The 23,916-nt window shown below is 56.2% G+C and carries 17 protein-coding genes; 5 read left to right on the forward strand and 12 right to left on the reverse strand.

Translation table 11 applies throughout. The annotated features are described in order from the left end of the window. Positions 1-5: 5 nt before the first annotated feature. The gene (cysG, locus tag ACMGGX_RS05335; RefSeq protein WP_420298138.1) at positions 6-1,364 is read right to left on the reverse strand and encodes a siroheme synthase CysG; all 1,359 of its coding nucleotides are present in this window, start codon (positions 1,362-1,364) and stop codon (positions 6-8) included. Between the two features lie 237 nt (positions 1,365-1,601). Here cysG and ACMGGX_RS05340 point away from each other — a divergent pair, with 237 nt between their 5' ends. Then, entirely contained in the window at positions 1,602-2,645 is a 1,044-nt protein-coding gene (locus ACMGGX_RS05340; RefSeq protein WP_063408505.1) for an aminopeptidase, read from the forward strand. Between the two features lie 117 nt (positions 2,646-2,762). On the opposite strand, the gene cysH is transcribed toward ACMGGX_RS05340, so the two are convergent. The 3 genes from cysH to cysJ form a co-directional block, all read right to left on the reverse strand. Next, positions 2,763-3,497, reverse strand: coding sequence for a phosphoadenosine phosphosulfate reductase (cysH, locus tag ACMGGX_RS05345; RefSeq protein ID WP_420298139.1), 735 nt, complete (start codon positions 3,495-3,497; stop codon positions 2,763-2,765). A gap of 76 nt (positions 3,498-3,573) precedes the next feature. Next, positions 3,574-5,286 (reverse strand): assimilatory sulfite reductase (NADPH) hemoprotein subunit, encoded by a 1,713-nt coding sequence (cysI, locus tag ACMGGX_RS05350; protein WP_420298140.1) that lies wholly within the window; start codon positions 5,284-5,286, stop codon positions 3,574-3,576. After that, positions 5,286-7,091 carry an NADPH-dependent assimilatory sulfite reductase flavoprotein subunit gene (gene cysJ / locus ACMGGX_RS05355; protein ID WP_181593767.1) on the reverse strand — a complete coding sequence of 602 codons (1,806 nt, stop codon included), beginning with the start codon at positions 7,089-7,091 and terminating at the stop codon, positions 5,286-5,288. Before cysJ ends, cysI begins: the two co-directional genes overlap by 1 nt. 306 nt (positions 7,092-7,397) lie before the next feature. On the opposite strand from cysJ, the gene queD reads away from it, so the two are divergent. Then, complete coding sequence (gene queD / locus ACMGGX_RS05360; protein WP_023309002.1) at positions 7,398-7,760, forward strand: 6-carboxytetrahydropterin synthase QueD; 363 nt, start codon at positions 7,398-7,400, stop codon at positions 7,758-7,760. An 85-nt stretch (positions 7,761-7,845) separates the two neighbouring features. Here the strand turns inward: queD and queE are convergent, their stop codons facing one another. The 3 genes from queE to ACMGGX_RS05375 are packed head-to-tail and all read right to left on the reverse strand — an operon-like array spanning position 7,846 to position 10,838. After that, complete coding sequence (queE, locus tag ACMGGX_RS05365; RefSeq protein WP_023333236.1) at positions 7,846-8,517, reverse strand: 7-carboxy-7-deazaguanine synthase QueE; 672 nt, start codon at positions 8,515-8,517, stop codon at positions 7,846-7,848. A gap of 54 nt (positions 8,518-8,571) precedes the next feature. Continuing rightward, a complete protein-coding gene (locus ACMGGX_RS05370; RefSeq protein WP_348561836.1) occupies positions 8,572-9,279 on the reverse strand; it encodes an N-acetylmannosamine-6-phosphate 2-epimerase in 708 nt (235 codons plus the stop codon). Further along, a complete protein-coding gene (locus ACMGGX_RS05375; protein WP_039263350.1) occupies positions 9,279-10,838 on the reverse strand; it encodes a PTS transporter subunit EIIC in 1,560 nt (519 codons plus the stop codon). The genes ACMGGX_RS05370 and ACMGGX_RS05375 overlap by 1 nt, the downstream gene beginning before the upstream one ends. A gap of 165 nt (positions 10,839-11,003) precedes the next feature. Here ACMGGX_RS05375 and ACMGGX_RS05380 point away from each other — a divergent pair, with 165 nt between their 5' ends. Further along, a complete protein-coding gene (locus tag ACMGGX_RS05380; RefSeq protein ID WP_181593770.1) occupies positions 11,004-11,828 on the forward strand; it encodes a MurR/RpiR family transcriptional regulator in 825 nt (274 codons plus the stop codon). A 358-nt stretch (positions 11,829-12,186) separates the two neighbouring features. Then, positions 12,187-13,296 carry an SDR family oxidoreductase gene (locus tag ACMGGX_RS05385; RefSeq protein WP_420298141.1) on the forward strand — a complete coding sequence of 370 codons (1,110 nt, stop codon included), beginning with the start codon at positions 12,187-12,189 and terminating at the stop codon, positions 13,294-13,296. A gap of 53 nt (positions 13,297-13,349) precedes the next feature. Here ACMGGX_RS05385 and eno read toward each other — a convergent pair whose 3' ends face one another. The 5 genes from eno to rlmD form a co-directional block, all read right to left on the reverse strand. Beyond that, positions 13,350-14,648 carry a phosphopyruvate hydratase gene (gene eno, locus ACMGGX_RS05390; protein WP_023309012.1) on the reverse strand — a complete coding sequence of 433 codons (1,299 nt, stop codon included), beginning with the start codon at positions 14,646-14,648 and terminating at the stop codon, positions 13,350-13,352. Positions 14,649-14,730: 82 nt separating this feature from the next. After that, positions 14,731-16,368, reverse strand: coding sequence for a glutamine hydrolyzing CTP synthase (gene pyrG, locus ACMGGX_RS05395; protein WP_023309013.1), 1,638 nt, complete (start codon positions 16,366-16,368; stop codon positions 14,731-14,733). Between the two features lie 223 nt (positions 16,369-16,591). Next, a complete protein-coding gene (gene mazG / locus ACMGGX_RS05400; RefSeq protein ID WP_023333241.1) occupies positions 16,592-17,383 on the reverse strand; it encodes a nucleoside triphosphate pyrophosphohydrolase in 792 nt (263 codons plus the stop codon). A gap of 69 nt (positions 17,384-17,452) precedes the next feature. Next, positions 17,453-19,684, reverse strand: coding sequence for a GTP diphosphokinase (gene relA / locus ACMGGX_RS05405; RefSeq protein WP_023309015.1), 2,232 nt, complete (start codon positions 19,682-19,684; stop codon positions 17,453-17,455). Between the two features lie 51 nt (positions 19,685-19,735). Beyond that, complete coding sequence (rlmD, locus tag ACMGGX_RS05410; RefSeq protein WP_420298142.1) at positions 19,736-21,034, reverse strand: 23S rRNA (uracil(1939)-C(5))-methyltransferase RlmD; 1,299 nt, start codon at positions 21,032-21,034, stop codon at positions 19,736-19,738. 57 nt (positions 21,035-21,091) lie between these two features. Between rlmD and barA the strand changes: the two genes are divergently transcribed. Further along, positions 21,092-23,851 (forward strand): two-component sensor histidine kinase BarA, encoded by a 2,760-nt coding sequence (gene barA / locus ACMGGX_RS05415; protein WP_047059997.1) that lies wholly within the window; start codon positions 21,092-21,094, stop codon positions 23,849-23,851. The last annotated feature ends 65 nt before the right edge of the window (positions 23,852-23,916 follow it).

Consider the following 23,916-nt stretch of genomic DNA (forward strand, 5'->3'; position numbering starts at 1 on the left):
GTTCCTTAAGCCAAATTTACGACAGAAGAACCAAAGCCTTCTGTATCGGTTGTGTGTTGGAACCAGGCGAGCGTGCTGTGCAGCTGCACCACTTCACCCACCACGATCAGGGCGGGCATTGGGGCGTCTTTCGCCAGGGTTGCAAGATGTTCCAGCGTGCCCGTCGCAACGTGCTGATCGACGCGCGTGCCGCGAGAAATGACGGCAACGGGCGTCGTCGCCTCGCGACCGTGCTGAATAAGCTGTTCGCTGATGTCCGCCGCCTTCATCGTGCCCATGTAGATCGCCAGCGTCTGGCGGCTCTGGGCGAGATGCGACCAGTCGAACGGCGTGCTGTCGGCCTTGTAGTGGCCGGTCACAAAGGTCACGCTCTGGGCGTAATCGCGGTGGGTCAACGGAATACCGGCGTAGGCCGTTACCGCAGAGGCCGCCGTGATGCCGGGCACCACCTGGAACGGTATGCCCGCTTCGGCTGCCGCCTGCAGCTCTTCGCCGCCGCGGCCGAAGATAAACGGATCGCCCCCTTTCAGGCGCACCACGGTTTTACCCGCTTTGGCGGCGTCAACCAGCATCTGGTTGGTGTCGTGCTGCGGCACCGAGTGCTCGCCAGCCCGTTTGCCGACGCAGATTTGCTCCGCGTCGCGACGGATCAGCTCGCGCACGCCGTCGGTGACCAGATGGTCGTAGAACACCACGTCCGCGTCCTGCAGCACCTGCAGGCCGCGCAGCGTCAGGAGCCCGGCATCGCCCGGCCCTGCCCCCACCAGAATGATCTCCCCGCCCGTGCTGCCGGGGTTATCCAGTTCGTCCTCGAGGATTTTCTGCGCCGCCGTCTCATTACCGGCATGCATCAGGCTGGCAAAGCGGCCGCGAAACACGCGTTCCCAGAAGCGACGGCGTTCCGTTACGCTGGTCAGGCGCGTTTTAAGGTGGTTGCGCCAGAAGCTGGCTTTTTCCGCCATGCGCCCGAGGCTGGTCGGCAGCAGCGCCTCGATTTTTTCACGCAGCACGCGCGCCAGCACCGGTGCGGTACCGCCGGAGGAGATCGCCACCAGCAGCGGAGAACGGTCAACGATCGACGGGAAGATAAACGAGCATAACGGCTGGTCGTCCACCACGTTCACCAGGCGGTAACGGGCCTGAGCGGCGTCGGAAATCCGCCGGTTCAGGTCGCGATCTTTGGTCGCCGCAATCACCAGCACTACGGTATCGATTTGTGATTCGTCAAAATCCGCTTCTGCCACTACCCGCACCTGCGCCCCTGCGCGCTGCAAAAACGCGATTTTGCGATCGGCAATTTCACCCGTGCCTACAACCAGCACCGGCTTCTCTTTTATCGCGGCAAATAAGGGCAGATAGTCCACAAGCAACAACTCACTAACAACGAGGAATAAAGGGACTATAGGGGGCGGCTTAGACCGAATGAAATTACGAATTGGAATGAGTAGTTACTCAATGGAATAACGCCGTGAAAAAGCTAATACCAAAAAGTGCTTAACACGCGAAATTTCGGGCATTTAAGAGCAATTCAAATTGTGTATGGGCGATCACAGTTTCATACTAGGCGGGTTAATATTTTGCTCTGTTTTTAAGGACTCACTATGTTTTCCGCAACGCGCCACCGTATTGCTGCCCTGGCGCTCGGCGTTTGCTTTATTCTTCCTGCCCAGGCAAAAAACCAACCTTATGGTGAAATCGCCACTATGCAGGCGCGGCATATTGCCACCGTCTTTCCAGGCCGCATGACCGGTTCGCCTGCGGAGATGCTCTCCGCGGACTATCTTCGCCAGCAGTTTGCCGGGATGGGCTATCAGAGCGATATCCGGTCGTTTCACAGTCGCTACGTCTATACCTCACGAAATAAAACGAAAAACTGGCATAACGTGACCGGCAGTACGGTTATCGCGGCGCATGAAGGTAGCGCGGCTGAACAAATCATTATTATGGCGCACCTCGATACCTACGCCCCAATGAGCGATGCCGATACGGATAACAACCTCGGCGGGCTGACGCTGCAGGGCATGGACGACAACGCGGCGGGCCTGGGCGTGATGCTCGAACTGGCCGAGCGGATGAAAGATATTCCAACCCAGTATGGCATTCGTTTCGTGGCTACCAGCGGTGAAGAAGAGGGCAAACTCGGGGCTGAGAATCTCCTTAAGCGCATGAGCGCTGAGGAGAAGAAAAATACGCTGCTGGTGATCAACCTCGATAACCTGATCGTCGGCGATAAACTCTATTTCAACAGCGGGCAGAGTACGCCGGGACCCGTGCGGAAACTGACGCGCGACCGGGCGCTGGCGATAGCCCGCAGCCATGGCGTTTTTGCCACCAGCAACCCTGGCGGTAACCCCGATTATCCGCGAGGAACGGGCTGCTGCAACGATGGGGAAGTGTTCGATAAGGCGGGCATCCCGGTGCTGTACGTGGAAGCGACAAACTGGGCATTGGGCAAGAAAGATGGCTATCAGCAGCGGGCTAAATCGAAAGCCTTCCCGGACGGGACAAGCTGGCACAACGTGATGCTGGATAATCAGCAGCACATTGACAGCGCGCTGCCTCAGCGGATTGAGCACCGCAGTCGTGATGTGGTGAAGGTCATGCTGCCGCTGGTTAAGGAGCTGGCGAAGGCGGGGAAAGCCTAGTGCTTATTTTCCCCTCACCCCTGCCCTCTCCCCAAAGGGGCGAGGGAGAAAAGACGGCTCCGAGCAATCCCCTCTCCCCTTTGGGGAGAGGGTTAGGGTGAGGGGGTGGATAAGGAATCACCCTTCATGCAGCCCGCACTCGCGCTTCAGCCCAAAGAATCGCGTCTCTTCTTCCGCCATTCCCGGTTCCCATTTGCGCGTGGTGTGAGTGTCGCCCACAGACAGATAGCCCTGGTCCCACAGCGGATGGTACTTCAGCCCGTGTTTTTGCAGATACTGATACACCGTCCGGTTATCCCAGTCGATAATCGGCAGCACTTTAAACACCCCGCGCTGGACCGCCAGCACCGGTAAGGTTGCACGACTGCCGGACTGCTCGCGACGCAGGCCCGCAAACCACGTCTGCGCATTGAGCTCTTTCAGCGCCCGGTTCATCGGCTCGACTTTGTTGATCTCATTGTATTTCTCAATGCCCTCAACGCCCTGCTCCCACAGCTTACCGTAGCGCGCCTCCTGCCAGGCCGCGCTTTCCGTCGCTCGGTACACTTTGAGGTTCAGCTTGAGCTTGTCCGTCAGCTCGTCAATAAACTGGTAGGTTTCCGGGAACAGGTAGCCGGTATCGGTGAGGATCACCGGAATGTCCGGACGGATCTGATTCACCAGATGCAGGCTGACCGCCGCCTGAATACCAAAGCTCGACGAGAGCACATAGTCTCCCGGCAGGTTTTCCAGCGCCCACGCCACGCGCCCTTCGGCGTCCAGCTTTTCAAGGTGGGCATTGGTTTCTGCCAGCGCCAGAATGCGTTCGACTTTAGGCAGATCGTTAAGGGCGTATAGATCGAGTACGGACATAAGAACCTCGTTTGCCTGTTTTGCCGGGCGGCACTGCGTTTGCCCGGCCTACAACACCTGTAAAACCATCGGGATGTTACTCCCAGAAATCCCTTGCGGGATCGAGCACCGGGCGAATGATGCCCGCACGCACCGTAAAGTCGCCGAAGCCTTCACCCGCTTCGCGCTCTTTCGCCCAGCGCCCGACAAGCTCGTCGATGGAATCAAGGATTTCCGGCTCGGTAATGTTCTCGCGGAACATACGCGGAATGCGCGTGCCGATACGGTTGCCGCCCAGGTGCAGGTTATAGCGCCCCGGCGCTTTCCCCACCAGACCCAGCTCGGCCAGCATCGCGCGGCCGCAGCCGTTCGGGCAGCCGGTGACGCGCATAACAATATGCTCGTCCGGAATTCCGTGTTTTTCCAGAATCGCTTCTACCTTGTCAGTGAATGACGGCAGGAAACGTTCCGCTTCGGCCATCGCCAGCGGGCAGGTCGGGAACGACACGCAGGCCATCGAGTTTTCACGCTGCGGCTTAACCGCATCCATTAACCCGTGGTCGCGCGCCAGCTTCTCGATCTTCGCTTTCTGGCTCTCCGGCACGCCGGCAATAATCAGATTCTGGTTAGCGGTAATGCGGAATTCGCCTTTATGGATCTTAGCAATTTCCAGCAGGCCGGTTTTCAGCGGACGGCCCGGATAATCCAGAATACGGCCGTTTTCAATAAACAGCGTCAGGTGCCATTTATTATCGATACCCTTTACCCAGCCAATGCGATCGCCGCGACCGGTGAATTCGTAAGGGCGGATCGGCTCAAACTTGATGCCTGCGCGACGCTCCACTTCCTCTTTGAACGTCTCAACGCCCACGCGCTCCAGGGTGTATTTGGTTTTCGCGTTTTTACGGTCGGTACGGTTGCCCCAGTCGCGCTGGGTGGTTACTACCGCTTCCGCCACGGCCAGCGTGTGCTCCAGCGGCAGGAAGCCGAACTCGCTCGCGGTACGGGTGTAGGTTTTCTTATTACCGTGCTCAATGGACAGGCCGCCGCCCACCAGCAGGTTAAAGCCAATCAGCTTGCCGTTTTCGGCAATCGCCACGAAGTTCATGTCGTTGGCGTGCAGATCGATATCGTTCTGCGGTGGGATCACGACCGTGGTTTTAAACTTACGCGGCAGATAGGTCTGGCCAAGGATCGGTTCTTCGTCCGTGGTGGCGACTTTTTCCTGATCGAGCCAAATCTCCGCATAGGCGCGGGTGCGCGGCAGCAGGTGCTCGGAGATCTTCTTCGCCCACTCATAGGCTTCGGCGTGCAGCTCGGACTCATACGGGTTCGAGGTGCAAAGCACGTTACGGTTCATGTCGTTGGCGGTCGCCAGCGCGTCCAGCCCGACCGAGTGCAGCATCTGATGCACCGGCTTCACGTTCTTCTTCAGAATGCCGTGGAACTGGAAGGTCTGACGGTTGGTCAGGCGGATGCTGCCATAAATCGTGTTTTCACCGGCAAACTTGTCGATCGCCTGCCACTGTTTGGTGGTGATCACCCCACCCGGCAGACGGCAGCGCAGCAGCATCGCATGACGCGGCTCCAGCTTCTGTTCTGCACGCTCGGCGCGGATGTCGCGATCGTCCTGCTGGTACATACCGTGGAAGCGGATCAGCAGGAAGTTGTCGCCTTTGAAACCGCCGGTGAGACCGTCATTCAGATCTTCAGCAATGGTGCCGCGCAGATAGTTGCTTTCCAGCTTCATGCGCTCGGCGTCTGTCAGTTTACCTTCGACCACCAGTGGCCCTGGATGTTTTTCGCTCATTAGTAGACATCTCGCTGATAACGGCGCTCAACGCGCAGCTCACTTAAAAATTCATCCGCCGTTTCGGCATCCATACCGCCGAATTCGGCAATCACTTCCAGCAGTGCCTGCTCAACGTCTTTCGCCATGCGATTGGCGTCGCCGCAGACATAAATGTGGGCACCGTCATTGATCCAGCGCCACAGCTCTGCGCCCTGTTCGCGCAGTTTGTCTTGTACGTATACTTTTTCTTTCTGGTCGCGGGACCAGGCCAGATCGATGCGGGTCAGTACGCCTTCTTTAACATAGCGCTGCCATTCAACCTGGTAGAGGAAATCTTCGGTAAAGTGCGGGTTGCCGAAGAACAGCCAGTTTTTACCCGGCGCTTCATCTGCCGCGCGCTGCTGCATGAAGGCGCGGAACGGCGCAATGCCGGTGCCCGGGCCAATCATGATGACCGGCGTTTCCGGGTTCGCCGGCAGGCGGAAGTTGTCATTGTGCTCAATGAAGACGCGCACTTCACCCTCTTCTTCCACGCGGTCCGCCAGGAAGCTAGATGCCCCACCCGCGCGGGCGCGGCCTTCGATGTCGTAGCGCACCACTCCGACGGTAACATGCACTTCACTCTCCACTTCGGCCTGCGAAGAGGCGATGGAGTACAGACGCGGGGTCAGCGGACGCAGCAGGCCGATCAGCGCATCGGCATCCAGCTGAGCCGGAGAGAAACGCACCATATCGACAATTGGCGTCGTCGCGGCGTAATGCTGCAGCTTCGCTTTGTCGCCCACCAGCGGCAGCAGGGATTCGCTGCGCGTTAAGGTGGCATAATTTTCGACGATATTCGGGGTATTCACCGTCAGTTCGAAATGCCACTGCAGCGCCTCTGCAAGCGGCTGGGTTTTGCCATCAACGGTGACGGTCTCGTCACCCTTCAGCCACAGCAGCTCAACCAGCTCTTTCACCAGAGCCGGATCGTTCTGATACCAGATACCCAGCGCGTCGCCCGGCTGATAGCGCAGGCCAGAGTCGCCGAGATCGATTTCGATATGGCGCACGTCTTTTTCCGAGTCGCGTCCGGTAATTTTCTGGTTCACCGACAGGCTCGCCGTCAGCGGCGCCTCTTTGGTGTACGGGCTGGTGTGAATGTCGTTGACGACACCCGTCGCGGTGAGCGCGGCCTGCGCCGACGTCTCTTTCGGCACGCGCGCTTTCAACACTTCAACGATGCGGGCACGCCATTCGGCGGCGGCGGTCTGGTATTCGACATCCGCGTCAACGCGGTCCAGCAGGCGCTCCGCGCCCAGCTCCGCCAGCCTGCTGTCGAAGTCTTTACCGGACTGGCAGAAGAATTCATACGAGGTATCGCCAAGGCCAAATACGGCAAACGCCGTGCCATCCAGCTTCGGCGCTTTTTTCGAGAACAGGAACTTGTGCAGCGCCACCGCTTCTTCAGCGGGTTCACCTTCGCCCTGGGTAGAGGCGACCACCACCAGCAGTTTTTCTGACGCGATTTGCTTAAATTTATAATCCCCGGCGTTGACCAGGTTCACGTTCAGTTTGGCGGCCAGCAGGTCGTCACGCAGCGCTTCGGCCACGCGACGCGCATTGCCCGTCTGCGAGGCGGAAATCAGGGTAATGGCCGGAATTTCAACGGCCGTTGCCGGTGCACCGGCCACAGCGCCAGGCTGCTGATTGAGCATTCCCCAGAAATAACCGGAGACCCAGGCAAGCTGAGTGGGAGAAAAATCAGAGGTGGCAGCCTGAAGGCGCGCCAGTTGCTCCGGGTTCAGGGGAAGCAAATTTGAAGGTGGGGCCTGTGTTGTCATGCGTCGTTATGTTCCAGTAGCCAAGCGGACTTTAAGCGAATAAATCCAAACTGAAGATAAGGTTAACGGCGAGGATAATAACAATTAAAGAAGGGATGGAAATAATAAATAACCAAATGGACTAACCTGTTTTAGTTGTCATACTTAGCGATAAAACCGATTAATTAACCCACTGAAAATTATCGATAAAAACATCAAAAAAGGCCCATTAACGAGACGCCAGGCTTCAGAGCCGTTTTAGTTAATGCTAAAAATTGTGCTTTCCGGTACTATGCGGCGGTTTTTTCCGCATTACTGAGAGCGATCATGTCCACCACACTGTTTAAAGATTTCACCTTCGAAGCCGCCCACCACCTTCCGCATGTCCCTGAAGGGCATAAATGCGGCCGTCTGCACGGGCATTCGTTCATGGTGCGTCTTGAGATCACCGGTGAAGTTGATCCGCATACCGGTTGGATCATGGATTTTGCCGAGCTGAAGGCGGCGTTTAAGCCGACCTACGATCGTCTGGATCATTACTACCTGAATGATATCCCGGGCCTTGAAAACCCGACCAGCGAAGTGCTGGCGAAATGGATTTGGGATCAGATGAAGCCGCTGGTGCCGCTGCTGAGCGCAGTGATGATCAAAGAGACCTGCACCGCCGGCTGTATCTATCGCGGGGAGTGATGCTTGCCGGGTGGCGCTGACGCTTACCCGGCCTACAAGAGCCTCGAACCGTAGGCCCGGTAAGCGCTAGCGCCACCGGGCTTTTTTATGCAATATTCAGGTACTTGTGCGTCTGCATCGACAGGCGCCAGTTGCGCGCAATACAGGTTTCAATGCACAGGCGCGTCGCGTCGTCTTTCTGGCTGATCGGCTGTAGCGCAATGACGCGCTGCTTTTCATCCGTCAGCGTGGCCAGCAGTTCATCCAGCGCTTCAATATCACGCACGCGCCCTACCGGGTGCTTAATCTCATCCGCGCGTTCCAGCGCCTGCGACAGCACGTCATACCCGCCGCGCATATTCACTTTTGGCGATACCGTCACCCAGGTCGTGTGTGAACAGCGCACCTCATGGGTGCCGCTGGTCTCAATCTGGCAGCTGTAGCCGTTCTTTTCGAGCAGCTCGGTCAGCGGCGTCAAATCGTGGATGCAGGGTTCACCGCCGGTGATCACGACGTGGCGCGCCGTCCAGCCCTGACGACCAATAATGGCCAGCAGATCTTCAGAACTGCCCGCGCCCCACTTATCGCTCTCTTTGGTTTTCGCCAGAATGCTAAACAGCGACACTTCCCGATCTGCGAGCTTATCCCACGTATGTTTGGTATCACACCAGGCACAGCCAACCGGGCATCCCTGTAAACGAATGAAAATAGCGGGAACGCCGGTAAAGTAACCCTCGCCTTGCAGGGTCTGGAACATCTCGTTAATCGGGTACTGCATAGTCATCTCAGTAAAGGGGATAAACGATAAGTATCGCAGATCCCCGCCGGATGGTCATGCTCCATCGGTGCTTTGCGCGCCAATCGCCGCCATAAAACGCTCGGTAATTTGCTGTGGACGGGTGATCGCGCCGCCGACGACGACCGTATGCGCGCCCAGCGCCAGGCATCTGGCCGCGCGTTCAGGCGTATCCACGTTGCCTTCGGCAATCACGGGAACCGTAACGGCGGCCAGCACGGCCTTCAGGAACGCGCAGTCATTTTCCGGAAGCGAATGGCCCGCCGTTTCCGCCGTATAGCCGTAAAGCGTGGTTCCGACGCAGTCAAAGCCAAGCGCCTGCGCCGTCAAGGCTTCGCCCACGGTGGAAATATCCGCCATCAGCAGTACCGAGGGGTAGCGCGAGCGAATGCGCGTGACCAGCGTTTCCAGGGATTCACCACCGGGACGCTCCCGCGCCGTCGCATCAAGCGCAATGATTTCCGGAGAGGCGGCCATCAGCTCATCCACCTCTTTCATCGTGGCGGTGATAAACACCTCGCTTTCCGGGTAATCCCGTTTGATGATGCCGATAACAGGCAAAGAGACCTGCTGCTTAATGGCCTCAATATCCACTACGCTGTTGGCACGAATGGCGGCGGCCCCGCCCTGTGCCGCCGCCAGCGCCATCCGCGACATAATAAACGGGCTGTGCAGCGGTTCATTTTCCAGCGCCTGACAGGAGACGACCAGTTTTCCCTTCAGGTTATCCAGTACAGTTTTCATTACGATAAGATCTCTTCCACTTCGTTTTTGATAATCGTGACGTGCGGGCCATAAATGACCTGAACACCGTTACCGCGCACGATGACGCCGCGCGCGCCGGTGGCTTTCAGCGCCGCGTCATTCACTTTGCTGCCGTCCTTCACCGTGACGCGAAGCCGCGTGGCGCAGCAGTCCACCTCTTCCAGATTCTCTTTTCCGCCTAATCCCGCGATCACCGCAACGGCGCGCTCGCTCTGCGAGAAGGTCACTTCGCTGGCCATCGCCTCCTTTTCCCGACCCGGCGTGGCAAAATCGAAACGGTTAATCAGATAGCGGAAGGTGAAGTAGTAAAGGAAGAACCACGGCACGCCCACCAGCGGAACGAACATCCAGTTGGTTTTGGCCTCCCCCTGCAAAATGCCGAACAGCACGAAGTCGATAAAACCGCCGGAGAAGGTTTGACCGATGGTGATATGCAGCATGTGCGCGAGCATGAACGCCAGTCCGTCAAACAGCGCATGAATGACGTAAAGTACCGGTGCAATAAACAGGAAGGAAAACTCGATAGGCTCGGTAATCCCGGTCAGGAACGAGGTTAGCGCCGCAGAGAGCAGCAGCCCGGCAACGCGCTTTTTGTTCTCCGGTTTTGCCGTGTGGTACATCGCCAGACACGCGCCGAGCAGGCCAAACATCATCGTAATAAAGCGCCCGGACATGAAGCGCGACGTGCCCTCATAGAAATGCTGCGTGTTCGGGTCGGCCAGCTGGGCGAAGAAGATCCGCTGTGTTCCCTCAACGAGGTGACCGTTAACAATCTCACTGCCGCCGAGCGCGGTAGTCCAGAACGGCAGATAGAAGATGTGGTGCAAACCAAACGGGCCCAGCATGCGTAAAATAAAGCCGTACAGCAGTGTGCCCAGATAGCCGGTGGCATCCACCAGCCCGCCGAGACCAAAAATCAGTTTCTGGAAATGCGGCCAGACCACGGTCATGAGCGCGCCGACGAGTATCGCCGCCAGCGAGCTGATGATGGGAACAAAGCGCGAGCCGCCAAAGAACCCGAGGAACTGCGGAAGCGCAATTTTATTAAACCGATGATGGAGCGTGCAGGTCACCAGACCAATCACCACGCCGCCAAACACGCCGGTTTCCAGCGTCTGGATCCCCAGCGTCATGCCCTGCCCAACTGCACCCGGATTCTCATGCGCCAGTTTGCCGGTGAGGATCAGCAGCGCGTTGATGGTGGCATTCATCACCAGAAACGCGAGCAGCGCCGCCAGCCCAGCCGTGCCCTTATCGCTTTTTGCCAACCCGACGGCAACCCCAACCGCAAACAGCACCGAGAGGTTTGCAAACACGATTGAACCTGCGCTGCTCATGATGGTGAAAATAGCCTGAAGCCAGCCCACGTCTAAAAACGGATAGGCCGCCAGCGTGTTGGGATTGGATAACGCGCCGCCTATCCCCAGCAGCAGACCCGCCGCGGGCAGCACGGCGATGGGCAACATAAAGGATTTGCCAAAGCGCTGCGCTTTTTCAAACCATCCCCCCGAAGAAGCACCACTGAACATTTGCATCATTTTTTCATCTCCCCATTAAACGATGAAAATTTTTACCATATAAATATCACGCAGTGAAAATTACCATCAAAAACCAGGAAGCCGATCATACTTTTTCAAAATGACTGGCATCTTTCCCCTCCTTTCCGCCACACTAGTCGCAGCGAAACACATTAAGGACGTGGCATGTCGGACCATGAAAATCTGCTGCTGAAGCTCCGCCAGGAGGCTTCCGGGTACAGCCCAACGCAACAAAAACTCGGCGAGTTTGTCCTCAGCGATCCTGCCCGGGTGCTCTACCTGACGATCACTGAACTGGCGCGCGAGAGCCACACCAGCGAGGCAAGCGTCACGCGCCTTTGCCGGACGCTGGGCTGCAAGGGCTATAACGAATTTAAAATGGCGCTTGCGCTGGATATTCAGCAGGGCCAGCCCGCGCGTCAGGCGGGGGATGCGATTGATAACGTCGTGGATGAGTCGGTGCAGGCTTTGCAGGATACCGCCAGACTCCTCGACCGCGCGCTGCTTGAAAAGGCGGCGCTGGCGCTGCATCAGGCGCAATCCGTGCAGATTTATGGCGTCGCGGCCAGCGCGATCCTCGGCGAGTATCTGCATTACAAGCTGTTACGGCTGGGCAAACCCGCACAGCTGTTTAGCGATATGCACCGCGCGGCCATGAATGCGACAACGCTTTCGAAAGATACGCTGGTTGTGGCCATCTCCAGTTCGGGTTCAACGCGGGATTTACTCCACGTGGTGAAGCTTGCCCGCAAGCGCGGCGTTAAGGTTCTGGCGCTCAGCAATACGCCCCGCAGCCCGCTGGCCTCTCTGAGCGACATGCAGCTGGTTGCCGCCAAACCAGAAGGCCCTCTAAGTGCAGGCGCGCTCAATGCTAAGGTTGGAGTCATGCTGCTGGTCGAGCTGCTGACCACGTCCATGATTGCGCTGGATGGTCATTACGGCGACGTTAGTCAACAAACAGCCAGCGCCACGCTTCCCCTTTTGCTCTGACAATAATTCGCAGGCTAAATAAATCGGCCTGCGCCTTATGTTGTCTGATTTGAGTTAAGTGGTATTTAAAACATTTATTCGATAAATGTTTGGTGTAACAAATTATTATATTTATTACATTTTGAATTACGTTAACCACTCGACACAGACTTCATAAAAATATTTAAATTCAATAAGTTAAAATTTAAATTTTAATAGAGTGAATTTTTACCCTTGCGATAGTGTCCAATATCTCCACCTGATTCCCTTTCCTTAAAATAAGCTTAAGACGCCATTGATTTCGGCGTTTTATTATTTAAATGCCGTTTACTTTTGCACGCCTACAATCCGCCTCATCAATCATAATGAGACGGTATTAATGAAGATGTTATTGATTACAGGCGTGACCGGATTTCTGGGCGGTGCAGTTCTTGAAAAAATCCTGACCAGCGATCAACCTGCAAAACTCCTTTTGCTTGCGCGCGCCAGCGATCCGCAGAGCGGGCTGGATCGCGTGCTGGAGAACATGCGCAAGTTCAACGTTCCCGAGGACAAACTGGCCTCCCTGAAGGTGGATAATATCCTGATTGGCGACCTCAGCCAGCCTGAAGCCTTTCTCAACGATCCCCGTCTGGATCGGGTCACGCATGTGGTTAACTGTGCGGCCGTGGCCTCATTTGGTAATAACCCGCTGATCTGGAAGGTCAACGTAGAAGGTACGCTCGCGCTGGCGCGCCGTATGGAGCAGGTGACAGGACTGCAGCGTTTCCTCCACGTCGGCACCGCAATGTCATGCACGCCGGAGCAGGATTCACTGGTCGCCGAAAGCGCTGAATTCAGAGAGAATGCTGAACACCTGGTGGAATACACGTTTTCGAAGTCAACCATCGAACAGCTGATGCGCCAGGAGTGCCCTAGCCTGCCGCTGCTCATCGCCCGTCCGTCCATCGTCGTCGGTCATACCCGTCACGGCTGCACACCCTCGAGCAGCATTTTCTGGGTCTTTAGCATGGGCCTGATGCTGCAGAAGTTTATGTGCTCAATGGAAGACCGGATCGACGTTGTTCCGGTGGATTATTGCGCCGACGCGATGTTAATGCTGCTCACCAGCAACGCGCTTCCGGGAGAAGTGGTACACATTTCTGCAGGAGAAGAGAACAGCGTTCGCTTTGCGGATATCGATCAGGCAATGGCGCAGGCGCTGGAGAAAGCCCCCGTCGGGGATAAATATGCGCAGGTCAGCTACGAAACGCTGGTCAGAATGCGCCGCGAGTTGAAGCATATTTTTGGGCCGTGCAACGAACGTCTGATGCTGAAAGCCATGCGTTTATACGGTGCGTTTGCCACGCTTAACGTGCGCTTCAGCAACGATAAGCTGCTGAGCATGGGGATGCCGAAGCCACCCCGGTTTACGGACTACATCGCCCGCTGCGTGCAGACCACCCAGGGGCTGACCATTCCGGAGCAAATGGCGGTCGATTTTAAATAGCCAAAAAAAATGCCAGTCATTCGACTGGCATTTTCATTTTAAGGCTTAAGCAATTATGCCTGGCCTTTGATCTCTTTCAGACCGTTGTATGGTGCTTTTTCGCCCAGCGCTTCTTCGATACGAATCAGCTGGTTGTATTTAGCAACACGGTCAGAACGGCTCATAGAACCGGTTTTGATCTGGCCTGCAGCGGTACCCACAGCCAGGTCGGCAATGGTAGCGTCTTCAGTTTCGCCAGAACGGTGAGAGATAACAGCGGTGTAGCCAGCGTCTTTCGCCATTTTGATCGCAGCCAGAGTTTCGGTCAGAGAACCGATCTGGTTGAATTTGATCAGGATGGAGTTAACGATGCCTTTCTCGATGCCTTCTTTCAGGATCTTGGTGTTGGTTACGAACAGGTCGTCACCAACCAGCTGGATTTTGTCGCCCAGTACTTTAGTCTGGTATGCGAAGCCAGCCCAGTCAGACTCGTCCAGACCGTCTTCGATAGACACGATTGGGTACTGTTTGGTCAGGTCTTCCAGGAAGTGAGTGAACTCTTCGGAGGTGAACGCTTTGTTGCCTTCGCCAGCCAGAACGTATTTACCGTCTTTGTAGAATTCAGATGCTGCACAGTCCATCGCCAGGGTGATGTCTTTGCCCAGCTCGTAGCCAGCAGCTTTTACTGCTTCTGCGATAACAGCCAGCGCTTCTGCGTTAGAACCCAGGTTTGGCGCATAGCCACCTTCGTCACCAACAGCAGTGTTCATACCTTTAGCTTTCAGAACTTTAGCCAGGTTGTGGAACACTTCAGAGCCCATACGTACCGCTTCTTTCAGGGATTTCGCGCCAACTGGCTGAATCATGAATTCCTGAATATCAACGTTGTTGTCTGCGTGCTCACCACCGTTGATGATGTTCATCATTGGTACAGGCATGGAGTATTTGCCTGGGGTGCCGTTCAGTTCAGCGATGTGCTCGAACAGTGGCATACCTTTCGCAGCAGCAGCCGCTTTGGCGTTTGCCAGAGAAACTGCCAGGATTGCGTTCGCACCGAAGTTAGATTTGTTTTCAGTACCGTCCAGATCGATCATGATCTTGTCGATGCCAGCCTGGTCTTTGGCGTCTTTGCCAAGGATTGCCTGAGCAATCGGACCGTTTACAGCGCCAACCGCTTTCAGTACGCCTTTGCCCAGGAAGCGGGATTTGTCGCCATCGCGCAGTTCCAGCGCTTCGCGAGAACCAGTAGAAGCACCTGATGGAGCAGCAGCCATACCAACGAAACCACCTTCCAGGTGAACTTCGGCTTCAACGGTCGGGTTACCACGGGAGTCGATGATTTCACGACCGATGACTTTAACGATTTTGGACATTAGATTTTCCTCAGTACAAGTTAAACTAAAACTCCAGACAAACAACGCGTACCAAAGGTACGCGTTGCCGTTCTAACTTTTTTTACTTCGCCTGACGCTTCTGGTAGTCGCTGGCGGCCTTCACGAAGCCTGCAAACAGCGGATGCCCGTCACGTGGCGTTGAAGTAAATTCCGGGTGGAACTGGCAGGCGACAAACCACGGATGGTTTGGCACTTCAATGATCTCGACTAACTGATCATCCCCGGAGCGGCCCGCAACACGCAGGCCCGCGGCTTCAATAGGTTTCAACAACATGTTGTTGACTTCATAGCGGTGACGATGGCGCTCGGTGATGACCGGCTCGCCGTACAGCTTGCGAACCACGCTATCGTCAGACAGCTGGCAGGCCTGTGCGCCAAGACGCATGGTGCCACCCAGATCGCTCTTCTCGGTACGGACTTCGACGTTACCTTCTTCGTCACGCCATTCAGTGATAAGCGCCACAACAGGGTACTTACAGTCTGGCACAAATTCCGTAGAGTTCGCGTTTTCCATTCCCGCTACGTTGCGCGCAAATTCGATCAGCGCAACCTGCATACCCAGACAGATGCCGAGGTATGGAATATTGTTTTCACGCGCATAGCGCGCGGTGGCGATCTTGCCTTCAACACCACGGTAGCCGAAGCCGCCAGGGATGAGGATAGCATCCAGATCTTTCAGGATTTCAACGCCACGCGTTTCAACATCCTGTGAATCAATCAGCTTGATGTTCACGGAAACACGGTTCTTCAGACCACCGTGTTTCAGCGCTTCGATCACTGACTTATAGGCATCCGGCAGTTCAATGTACTTGCCGACCATACCGATAGTCACTTCGCCTGCCGGGTTGGCTTCTTCATAAATAACCTGTTCCCATTCAGACAGGTTCGCTTCCGGACAGTTCAAGCTGAATCGTTTACAAATATAATCGTCCAGGCCCTGAGATTTCAACAGGCCCGGGATTTTATAAATGGAATCGACATCTTTCATTGAAATAACGGCTTTTTCAGGCACGTTACAGAACAATGCAATTTTCGCACGTTCGTTCGCCGGAACCGCGCGATCGGAGCGGCAAACCAGGATATCTGGCTGAATACCAATGGAGAGCAGTTCTTTCACAGAGTGCTGAGTCGGCTTGGTTTTCACTTCACCTGCGGCGGCCATGTACGGCACCAGAGTCAGGTGCATGAACAGCGCGTGCTCACGGCCAATATCTACCGCCAGCTGACGAATCGCTTCCAGGAATGGCAGGGATTCGATATCACCCACGGTACCGCCGATTTCAACCAGCACCACGTCGTGGCCTTCGCCACCCGCAACAATGCGTTCTTTGATTGCGTTAGTGATATGCGGAATAACCTGAACGGTTGCTCCCAGGTAGTCACCACGGCGCTCTTTACGCAGAACGTCGGAGTAGATGCGGCCAGTCGTGAAGTTGTTACGACGGGTCATTTTGGTGCGGATGAAACGCTCGTAGTGGCCAAGATCCAGATCGGTTTCAGCGCCGTCTTCAGTAACGAACACTTCCCCGTGTTGGATTGGGCTCATGGTGCCCGGATCGACGTTGATGTACGGATCCAGTTTCATCATGGTCACATTGAGGCCACGGGCTTCAAGAATGGCTGCGAGGGAGGCTGCGGCAATGCCTTTACCCAGAGAGGATACGACCCCGCCGGTCACAAAAATATAGTTCGTTGTCATGCTGAACCTGAGAAGTTAGGGTGAAACGATGGAATAACCAGGACGGGAAAGTAGTATACCCGAACACGGCGAGCGCCACAAACTTTCATTCTCCGTCTCCATTCCAGGCCATGACAAACATAAGGAGTGAGAAAATAGCCCCTTTTGGGTAAATGTTTTTGACGCAAATCAAGCGCTTGTCATTTAAAAAATCACACAAATTGCGCTTGATCGCAAAATCTCGTTAGAGATCAGATTCCTGCCGCTTTACTTCCTGCCAGACTTCTTCCATCGCTTCGAGGTCAATTCCGCTCATTTCCAGGCCTCGCGAGGCGACAATCCGCTCAACTTCGCGAAAGCGTCGTTCGAATTTTAGGTTGGCTTTTTGCAGGGCGGTTTCCGCTTTTACACCCAGGTGGCGAGAAAGGTTGACGGTCGCGAACAGCAGGTCGCCCATCTCTTCCTCAAGCTTTGCTTCATCCACCACCGCCTGCTGCGCTTCGTGCATGACTTCGTCAATCTCTTCGTGCACTTTATCCAGCACCGGGCCGAGGGAGGTCCAGTCAAAACCGACGGCGGAGCAGCGCTTCTGGATTTTATGCGCGCGCATCAGCGCGGGCAGGCTCAGCGGAATATCATCCAGCGCCGAGTGCTGGGATTTTTCCGCCCGCTCGGCGCTTTTGATCTGCTCCCAGCGGGCCAGCACCTCAGCGCTGTTCCCTGCGGTGGCATCGCCGAAGATATGGGGATGACGGCGCTCAAGCTTGTCGCTGATGGCAGCGCAGATATCGTCAAAGTTAAAGCGCCCTTCTTCCTGCGCCATTTGCGCATAGAACACCACCTGGAACAGCAGATCGCCCAGCTCGCCGCGCAGGTCGTCAAAATCTTCGCGGGAAATAGCGTCCAGCACCTCATAGGTCTCTTCAAGGGTGTACGGGGCGATGGTGGCGAAAGTCTGCTCTTTGTCCCACGGACAGCCGTTTTCCGGGTCGCGCAGGCGTTTCATGATGCCAAGCAGGCGGTCGATTTGAGTCATGGTTATGTCCTGATAAAAAAATGCCGGGTGGCGGCTTACGCCTTACCCGGCCTACAAAAGAGGGAAATCTTATCCGCCGTGCAGACGACGCGCGTCAATCACATCCGGCACCTGGTTCAGTTTGCCGAGCACGCGGCCCAGCACCTGCAGGTTGTAGATTTCGATGGTCATATCGATGGTGGCAAGCTGCTCGCGGGTATCGCTGCGGCTGGCGACGCCCAGAACGTTGACCTTCTCGTTGGCGAGAATGGTCGTGATGTCGCGCAGCAGCCCGCTGCGGTCGTTGGCAGTGACGCGCACCACCAGCGAGTAGCCGGCGGAATAGCTCTCACCCCAAACCGCTTCCACGATGCGCTCCGGCGCATGCGACTGCAGTTCGGCAAGCTGGTCACAATCGGAACGGTGAATCGAAATCCCGCGTCCCTGGGTGATAAAGCCGACGATATCGTCTCCCGGAATAGGCTGGCAGCAGCGGGCAATGTGGTGCATCAGGTTACCTACGCCTTCAACCACCACGCGGCCGTTGTCTTTGCTGCGCTGCTGCGGGGCGTAGGTTTTCTGCTGCAGCTGCTTCAGCGCCGCCGCGTCCTGCTCTGCCGCGCTTGGCTTATTGAACTGCGCCTGCAGGAAGTTCACCATCTGATTCAGACGGATATCACCGCCGCCAATGGCCGCTAACAGCTCGTCAAGCTCGTTAAAGTTGTAGCGCGGCAGCAGGAATTTCTCCGCCTCTTTCAGGCTTATCCCGATATGCTCCAGCTCGTCGTCGAGGATCTGGCGGCCGGCAAGGATGTTCTTGTCACGATCCTGTTTACGGAACCAGGCGTGAATTTTCGAGCGCCCGCGGCTGGTGGTAACGTAGCCCAGGTTCGGGTTAAGCCAGTCACGGCTCGGGTTGGGCTGCTTCTGGGTAATGATTTCAATCTGGTCACCCATCTGCAGTTGATAGGTGAACGGTACGATACGTCCGCCAATTTTCGCCCCGATGCAGCGGTGCCCCACATCGCTGTGGATGTGGTAGGCAAAATCGAGCGGCGTAGAGCCCGCCGGCAGGTCGACAACGTCCCCTTTTGGGGTAAATACGTACACGCGATCGTCAAAGACCTGGCTGCGAACTTCGTCGAGCATCTCGCCGGAGTCGGCCATCTCCTCCTGCCACGCAATCAGCTTGCGCAGCCAGGCAATGCGGTCTTCGTGGCCAGAACGCGCTCCGCCGGACGTGCCTTCTTTGTATTTCCAGTGCGCGGCCACGCCCAGCTCGGCGTCTTCGTGCATCTGTTTGGTGCGAATCTGAATCTCGACCGTTTTGCCGCCAGGGCCAAGCACAACGGTATGGATAGACTGATAGCCGTTCGGTTTGGGGTTGGCGACATAGTCATCGAACTCATCGGGAAGATGACGGAAGTGAGTGTGTACTATCCCCAGCGCGGCATAGCAGTCCTGCAGACGCTCCGCCACGATACGCACGGCGCGCACGTCAAACAGCTCGTCAAAGGCGAGGTGTTTCTTCTGCATTTTGCGCCAGATGCTGTAGATATGCTTAGGCCGACCGTAGACTTCGGCGCGCACGTTCTCTTCTTTCATCGCCTGGCGCAGGCCGCCGACAAATTCCTCGATATAGTGCTCGCGGTCGATACGGCGCTCGTGCAGGAGTTTGGCAATACGTTTATATTCCGCCGGGTGCAGATAGCGGAAGCAGTAATCTTCCAGCTCCCATTTCAGCTGACCAATCCCTAAGCGGTTCGCCAGCGGCGCATAGATATTTGTACACTCTTTGGCGGCGAGTACGCGCTCATCTTCCGGCGCGTCCTTCACTTCACGCAGATGAGCAATACGCTCGGCAAGCTTGATAACCACGCAGCGGAAATCATCCACCATGGCCAGCAGCATCCGGCGAACGTTATCGACCTGCTCAGATGAGACGGAATCGGTATGCGCAGCTTTGAGCTGGCGAATAGCCGCCATATCGCGCACACCGTGGATCAGCGCGACGACGGATTTCCCGACGCTGTCGCGCAGCACGTCTTCGCTGACCACGTCCGCATCCGCGAGGGGGAAGAGAAGCGCGGCCTGCAGCGTTTCAATATCCATGTTCAGCATGGATAAGATTTCCACCATCTCCACGCCGCGCCAGAGGAGAAGATCGGCATCCGGATGCCCCTGCGTGGTGCGCAGACAATAGGCCCAGGTTTCGGTTAAGCGTTCACACGACTGCTGGCTGGAAATTCCCAGACTTGCGATCCATTTTTGTGGGTCAAATTCCCCAGCTTTATTGAGATGTGCACTTCTTACCGCAACCATTGTCCTCTCCTTTAGGGACCTGGGCCTGTCGAAGTCGACAAGCCAAACAAATTAGATGTGCTCGAACAACACCATCGATTCCAGATGTCCAGTGTGCGGGAACATGTCCAGCATTGCCAGACGCTGAATCTGGTAACCCGCGCTGATTAATGCCTCACTGTCCCGGGCAAGCGTTGCCGGGTTACAGGAAACATAGACCACACGCTTCGGCGCGAGTTTAATAATATGTGCCATCACACCCGGGGCACCGGCACGCGCCGGGTCGAGCAAAATTTTATCAAAGCCCTGTTTTGCCCACGGCTGTTGGGTGACATCTTCTTCAAGATTTTGATGAAAGAATGTCACATTTTGCAAGCCGTTCTGCAGCGCGTTCTCCTGCCCTTTAGCCACCAGCGCCTCAACGCCTTCCACGCCAACGACGCTGGCCGCTTTTCGCGCCAGCGGCAGCGTAAAGTTGCCCATTCCGCAGAACAGGTCGAGCACCCGATCGCTTTTCTGAACATCCAGCCACGTCAGCGCTTTCTCAACCATCTGCTGGTTAACGCCATCATTCACCTGAATGAAATCCCGCGGGCTGAACGTTAAGCGTAGCCCGTTTGACGCATACCAGGGCGCCTCACCGGTAACCTGCTCAAGTATCTCGCTTTGTGGTGCAAGGAAAAGCGCCAGGTCGTGGGAATGCGAAAAGCGTTCCAGTTTTTCGCGATCTTTTTTCGACAACGGCGCGGTATGGCGCAGGACCATCAGCGGTCCATTGTTTGCCATGACCAGTTCGACATGCCCGAGGTGGCGAACGCCGTCCAGCCCGGAAAGACAGGTGCGCACTTCCGGAAGCAATGCCTCAAGATGGGGCGCCAAAATGGGGCACTGCTGCACATCGACAATGTCACTGGAGCCGGCCTTGCGAAACCCCATCTCCAGCCGCGCCGTTTTTGGCTGATAGCTGAGGCTCAGGCGCGCGCGTCGACGATAGCCCCAGGGCACATCGGAAAGAATTTCGTTAACGTCATGTTTAAGCTGACGCGCCAGCGCGCGGCTTTTGCTTTTTTGCTGTAATTCTGTGCTCGCATGCTGTTGCTGGCAGCCCCCGCAAACGCCAAAATGTGGGCAGCGGGGCTTCACGCGCTCCGGGCTATCGTTGAGGCAACGCTTAACCTGTCCGCGCGCGAACTGGCGTTTATCTTCCGTCAGCGTAATTTCTGCTCGTTCTGTTGGCAGCAAACCTGTTATAAACAGAGCCTTACCATTGTGACGTGCCACTCCCTGACCAAACGGATCGAGGTCCGTGGCTTCAACAGTAATGATTTGACGCGTCGTCACGCGTCGCTTTGCAGAGTAGAATTGCGCCATCGCCGAGATTTTTCTCACATAAACATAATTATCTTAATTGTCCCATAACGGAACGCCATGACCAACTACAGCCTGCGCGCGCGCATGATGATTTTGATCCTCGCCCCCACCGTTCTCATCGGTTTGCTGCTGAGTATCTTCTTTGTGGTGCACCGCTATAACGATTTGCAGCGGCAGCTGGAGGATGCAGGCGCCAGCATTATCGAACCGCTTGCCGTTTCCAGCGAGTACGGTATGAACCTGCAAAACCGCGAATCCATTGGTCAGTTAATCAGCGTGCTCCACCGCCGTCACTCGGACATCGTACGCGCCATTTCCGTTTACGACGAACATAACCGCCTGTTTGTCACCTCGAATTTTCATCTCGATCCGGCGGCCCTGAAGATCCCGGATGGTACGCCGTTCCCGCGCCACCTCACCGTACTGCGGCGCGGTGATATCATGATCCTGCGCACGCCGATCGTATCGGAAAGCTATTCACCCGATGAGTCAGCGCAATCCGACGCCAAATCCAGCAACAATATGCTGGGATATGTGGCGCTGGAGCTGGATCTCAAGTCGGTCCGGCTCCAGCAGTACAAAGAAATCTTCATCTCTGGCGTGATGATGCTGTTCTGCATTGGCATTGCGCTGATCTTCGGATGGCGCCTGATGCGCGACGTGACGGGCCCCATCCGCAACATGGTTAATACGGTTGACCGCATCCGCCGGGGACAGCTCGACAGCCGGGTGGAAGGGTTTATGCTGGGCGAGCTGGACATGCTGAAGAACGGCATCAACTCGATGGCCATGTCGCTGGCGGCGTATCACGAAGAGATGCAGCACAACGTTGACCAGGCCACGTCCGACCTGCGCGAAACGCTGGAGCAGATGGAGATCCAGAACGTTGAGCTGGATCTGGCGAAAAAGCGCGCCCAGGAAGCGGCACGTATTAAGTCGGAATTCCTGGCCAATATGTCGCACGAGCTGCGTACGCCGCTCAATGGCGTGATCGGCTTTACCCGCCTGACGCTGAAAAGCGAGCTTAACCCGACTCAGCGCGATCACCTGCACACCATTGAACGTTCGGCCAACAACCTGCTGGCGATCATCAACGACGTGCTCGACTTCTCCAAACTGGAAGCGGGCAAGCTGATCCTGGAGAGTATTCCGTTCCCGCTGCGCAGTACGCTCGATGAGGTGGTGACGCTGCTCGCGCACTCGTCGCACGACAAAGGCCTTGAGCTGACGCTCAACATTAAAAACGACGTGCCGGATAACGTCATTGGCGATCCGCTGCGCCTGCAGCAGGTCATTACCAACCTTGTCGGGAATGCGATTAAATTCACCGAAAGCGGTAACATCGACATTCTGGTAGAAAAACGCTCCATCAGCAGCAATAAGGTGCAGATTGAAGTCCAGATCCGCGATACCGGCATCGGTATTCCTGAGCGTGATCAGTCGCGTCTTTTCCAGGCGTTCCGTCAGGCGGACGCCAGTATCTCCCGCCGTCATGGCGGTACCGGCCTGGGGCTGGTGATCACGCAGCGCCTGGTGAACGAGATGGGCGGCGATATCTCTTTCCACAGCCAGCCGAACCGCGGCTCAACCTTCTGGTTCCACATTAATCTGGACCTCAACCCGAACGTATTGACCGACGGTCCGGTGACGGACTGCCTGAAAGGCAAGCGTCTGGCCTACGTCGAACCTAACGCGGCGGCAGCGCAGTGCGCGCTCGATATTTTAAGCACCACGCCGCTGGAGGTGGTCTACAGCCCAACCTTCTCAGCGCTTGCCGTTGAGCACTACGATATTCTGCTGATGGGGATCCCGGTTACCTTCACCGGCGAACTGACCATGCAGCAGGAGCGGCTGGCGAAAGCCGCCTCAATGACCGACTATCTGCTGCTGGCGCTACCCTGCCATGCCCAGATTAATGCAGAGGAGTTGAAAAACGACGGAGCCGCCGCGTGTCTGCTGAAGCCGCTCACCTCGACCCGCCTCCTGCCCGCGCTCACGGAATATTGCCGTCTTAGCCAGCATGCTCTCCCGCTGATTAACGATGAGCAAAAATTGCCCATGAGCGTGATGGCGGTGGATGATAATCAAGCCAACCTGAAGCTGATTGGCGCATTGCTTGAAGACCAGGTTCAGCACGTTGAGCTCTGCACCAGCGGCGCGCAGGCGGTTGAACAGGCGAAGCAGATGCAGTTCGATTTAATCCTGATGGATATTCAGATGCCGGGCATGGATGGCATTCGGGCCTGCGAGCTGATCCACCAGCTGCCGCACCAGCAGCAAACCCCGGTCATTGCGGTCACCGCTCACGCGATGGCCGGTCAGAAAGAGAAGCTGCTAAGCGCCGGAATGAATGACTATCTGGCGAAGCCCATCGATGAAGAGAAACTTCATAACCTGCTGTTACGCTATAAGCCGGGTCACATTGGCGGGACGTACACGGTTTCCAGCGAGCCGGTTGAAATCAGCGTTAACCAGAACGCCACCTTTGACTGGCAGCTCGCGCTGCGCCAGGCGGCGGGTAAACCCGATTTGGCCCGCGAAATGCTGCAAATGCTGGTCGCATTTCTGCCGGAAATTCGCAATAAGGTGGAAGAGCAGCTGGTGGGTGAAAATCCGGAAGCGCTGCTGGAAGCAATCCACAAGCTGCACGGCAGCTGCGGGTACAGCGGCGTACCGCGGCTGAAAAACCTTTGCCAGCTGCTGGAGCAGCAGCTGCGTGCCGGCACGCCGGAATCGGAGCTTGAACCGGAGTTCCTGGAGCTGCTGGATGAGATGGATAACGTAACGCGCGAAGCGACGAAGTTGCTGGGAAGCTGAGATAAAAGCCCGGTGGCGCTACGCTTACCGGGCCTGCAATTGCGGGTGCGGCCTGATGCCCTCAC

The organism is Enterobacter sp. BNK-29, from assembly GCF_048684785.1.
In the GTDB taxonomy this organism is placed as follows: Bacteria; Pseudomonadota; Gammaproteobacteria; order Enterobacterales; family Enterobacteriaceae; genus Enterobacter; species Enterobacter cloacae_M.

Coding starts and splice junctions, on each gene's coding strand:
- queD (WP_023309002.1), top strand. CDS start 7,398: ATGTCCACCACACTGTTTAAAGATTTCACCTTCGAAGCCGCCCACCAC.
- ACMGGX_RS05370 (WP_348561836.1), bottom strand. CDS start 9,279: ATGAAAACTGTACTGGATAACCTGAAGGGAAAACTGGTCGTCTCCTGT.
- ACMGGX_RS05380 (WP_181593770.1), top strand. CDS start 11,004: ATGTCGGACCATGAAAATCTGCTGCTGAAGCTCCGCCAGGAGGCTTCC.
- queE (WP_023333236.1), bottom strand. CDS start 8,517: ATGCAGTACCCGATTAACGAGATGTTCCAGACCCTGCAAGGCGAGGGT.
- cysJ (WP_181593767.1), bottom strand. CDS start 7,091: ATGACAACACAGGCCCCACCTTCAAATTTGCTTCCCCTGAACCCGGAG.
- relA (WP_023309015.1), bottom strand. CDS start 19,684: ATGGTTGCGGTAAGAAGTGCACATCTCAATAAAGCTGGGGAATTTGAC.
- pyrG (WP_023309013.1), bottom strand. CDS start 16,368: ATGACAACGAACTATATTTTTGTGACCGGCGGGGTCGTATCCTCTCTG.
- rlmD (WP_420298142.1), bottom strand. CDS start 21,034: ATGGCGCAATTCTACTCTGCAAAGCGACGCGTGACGACGCGTCAAATC.
- eno (WP_023309012.1), bottom strand. CDS start 14,648: ATGTCCAAAATCGTTAAAGTCATCGGTCGTGAAATCATCGACTCCCGT.
- barA (WP_047059997.1), top strand. CDS start 21,092: ATGACCAACTACAGCCTGCGCGCGCGCATGATGATTTTGATCCTCGCC.
- ACMGGX_RS05385 (WP_420298141.1), top strand. CDS start 12,187: ATGAAGATGTTATTGATTACAGGCGTGACCGGATTTCTGGGCGGTGCA.
- mazG (WP_023333241.1), bottom strand. CDS start 17,383: ATGACTCAAATCGACCGCCTGCTTGGCATCATGAAACGCCTGCGCGAC.
- ACMGGX_RS05375 (WP_039263350.1), bottom strand. CDS start 10,838: ATGATGCAAATGTTCAGTGGTGCTTCTTCGGGGGGATGGTTTGAAAAA.
- cysI (WP_420298140.1), bottom strand. CDS start 5,286: ATGAGCGAAAAACATCCAGGGCCACTGGTGGTCGAAGGTAAACTGACA.
- cysH (WP_420298139.1), bottom strand. CDS start 3,497: ATGTCCGTACTCGATCTATACGCCCTTAACGATCTGCCTAAAGTCGAA.
- ACMGGX_RS05340 (WP_063408505.1), top strand. CDS start 1,602: ATGTTTTCCGCAACGCGCCACCGTATTGCTGCCCTGGCGCTCGGCGTT.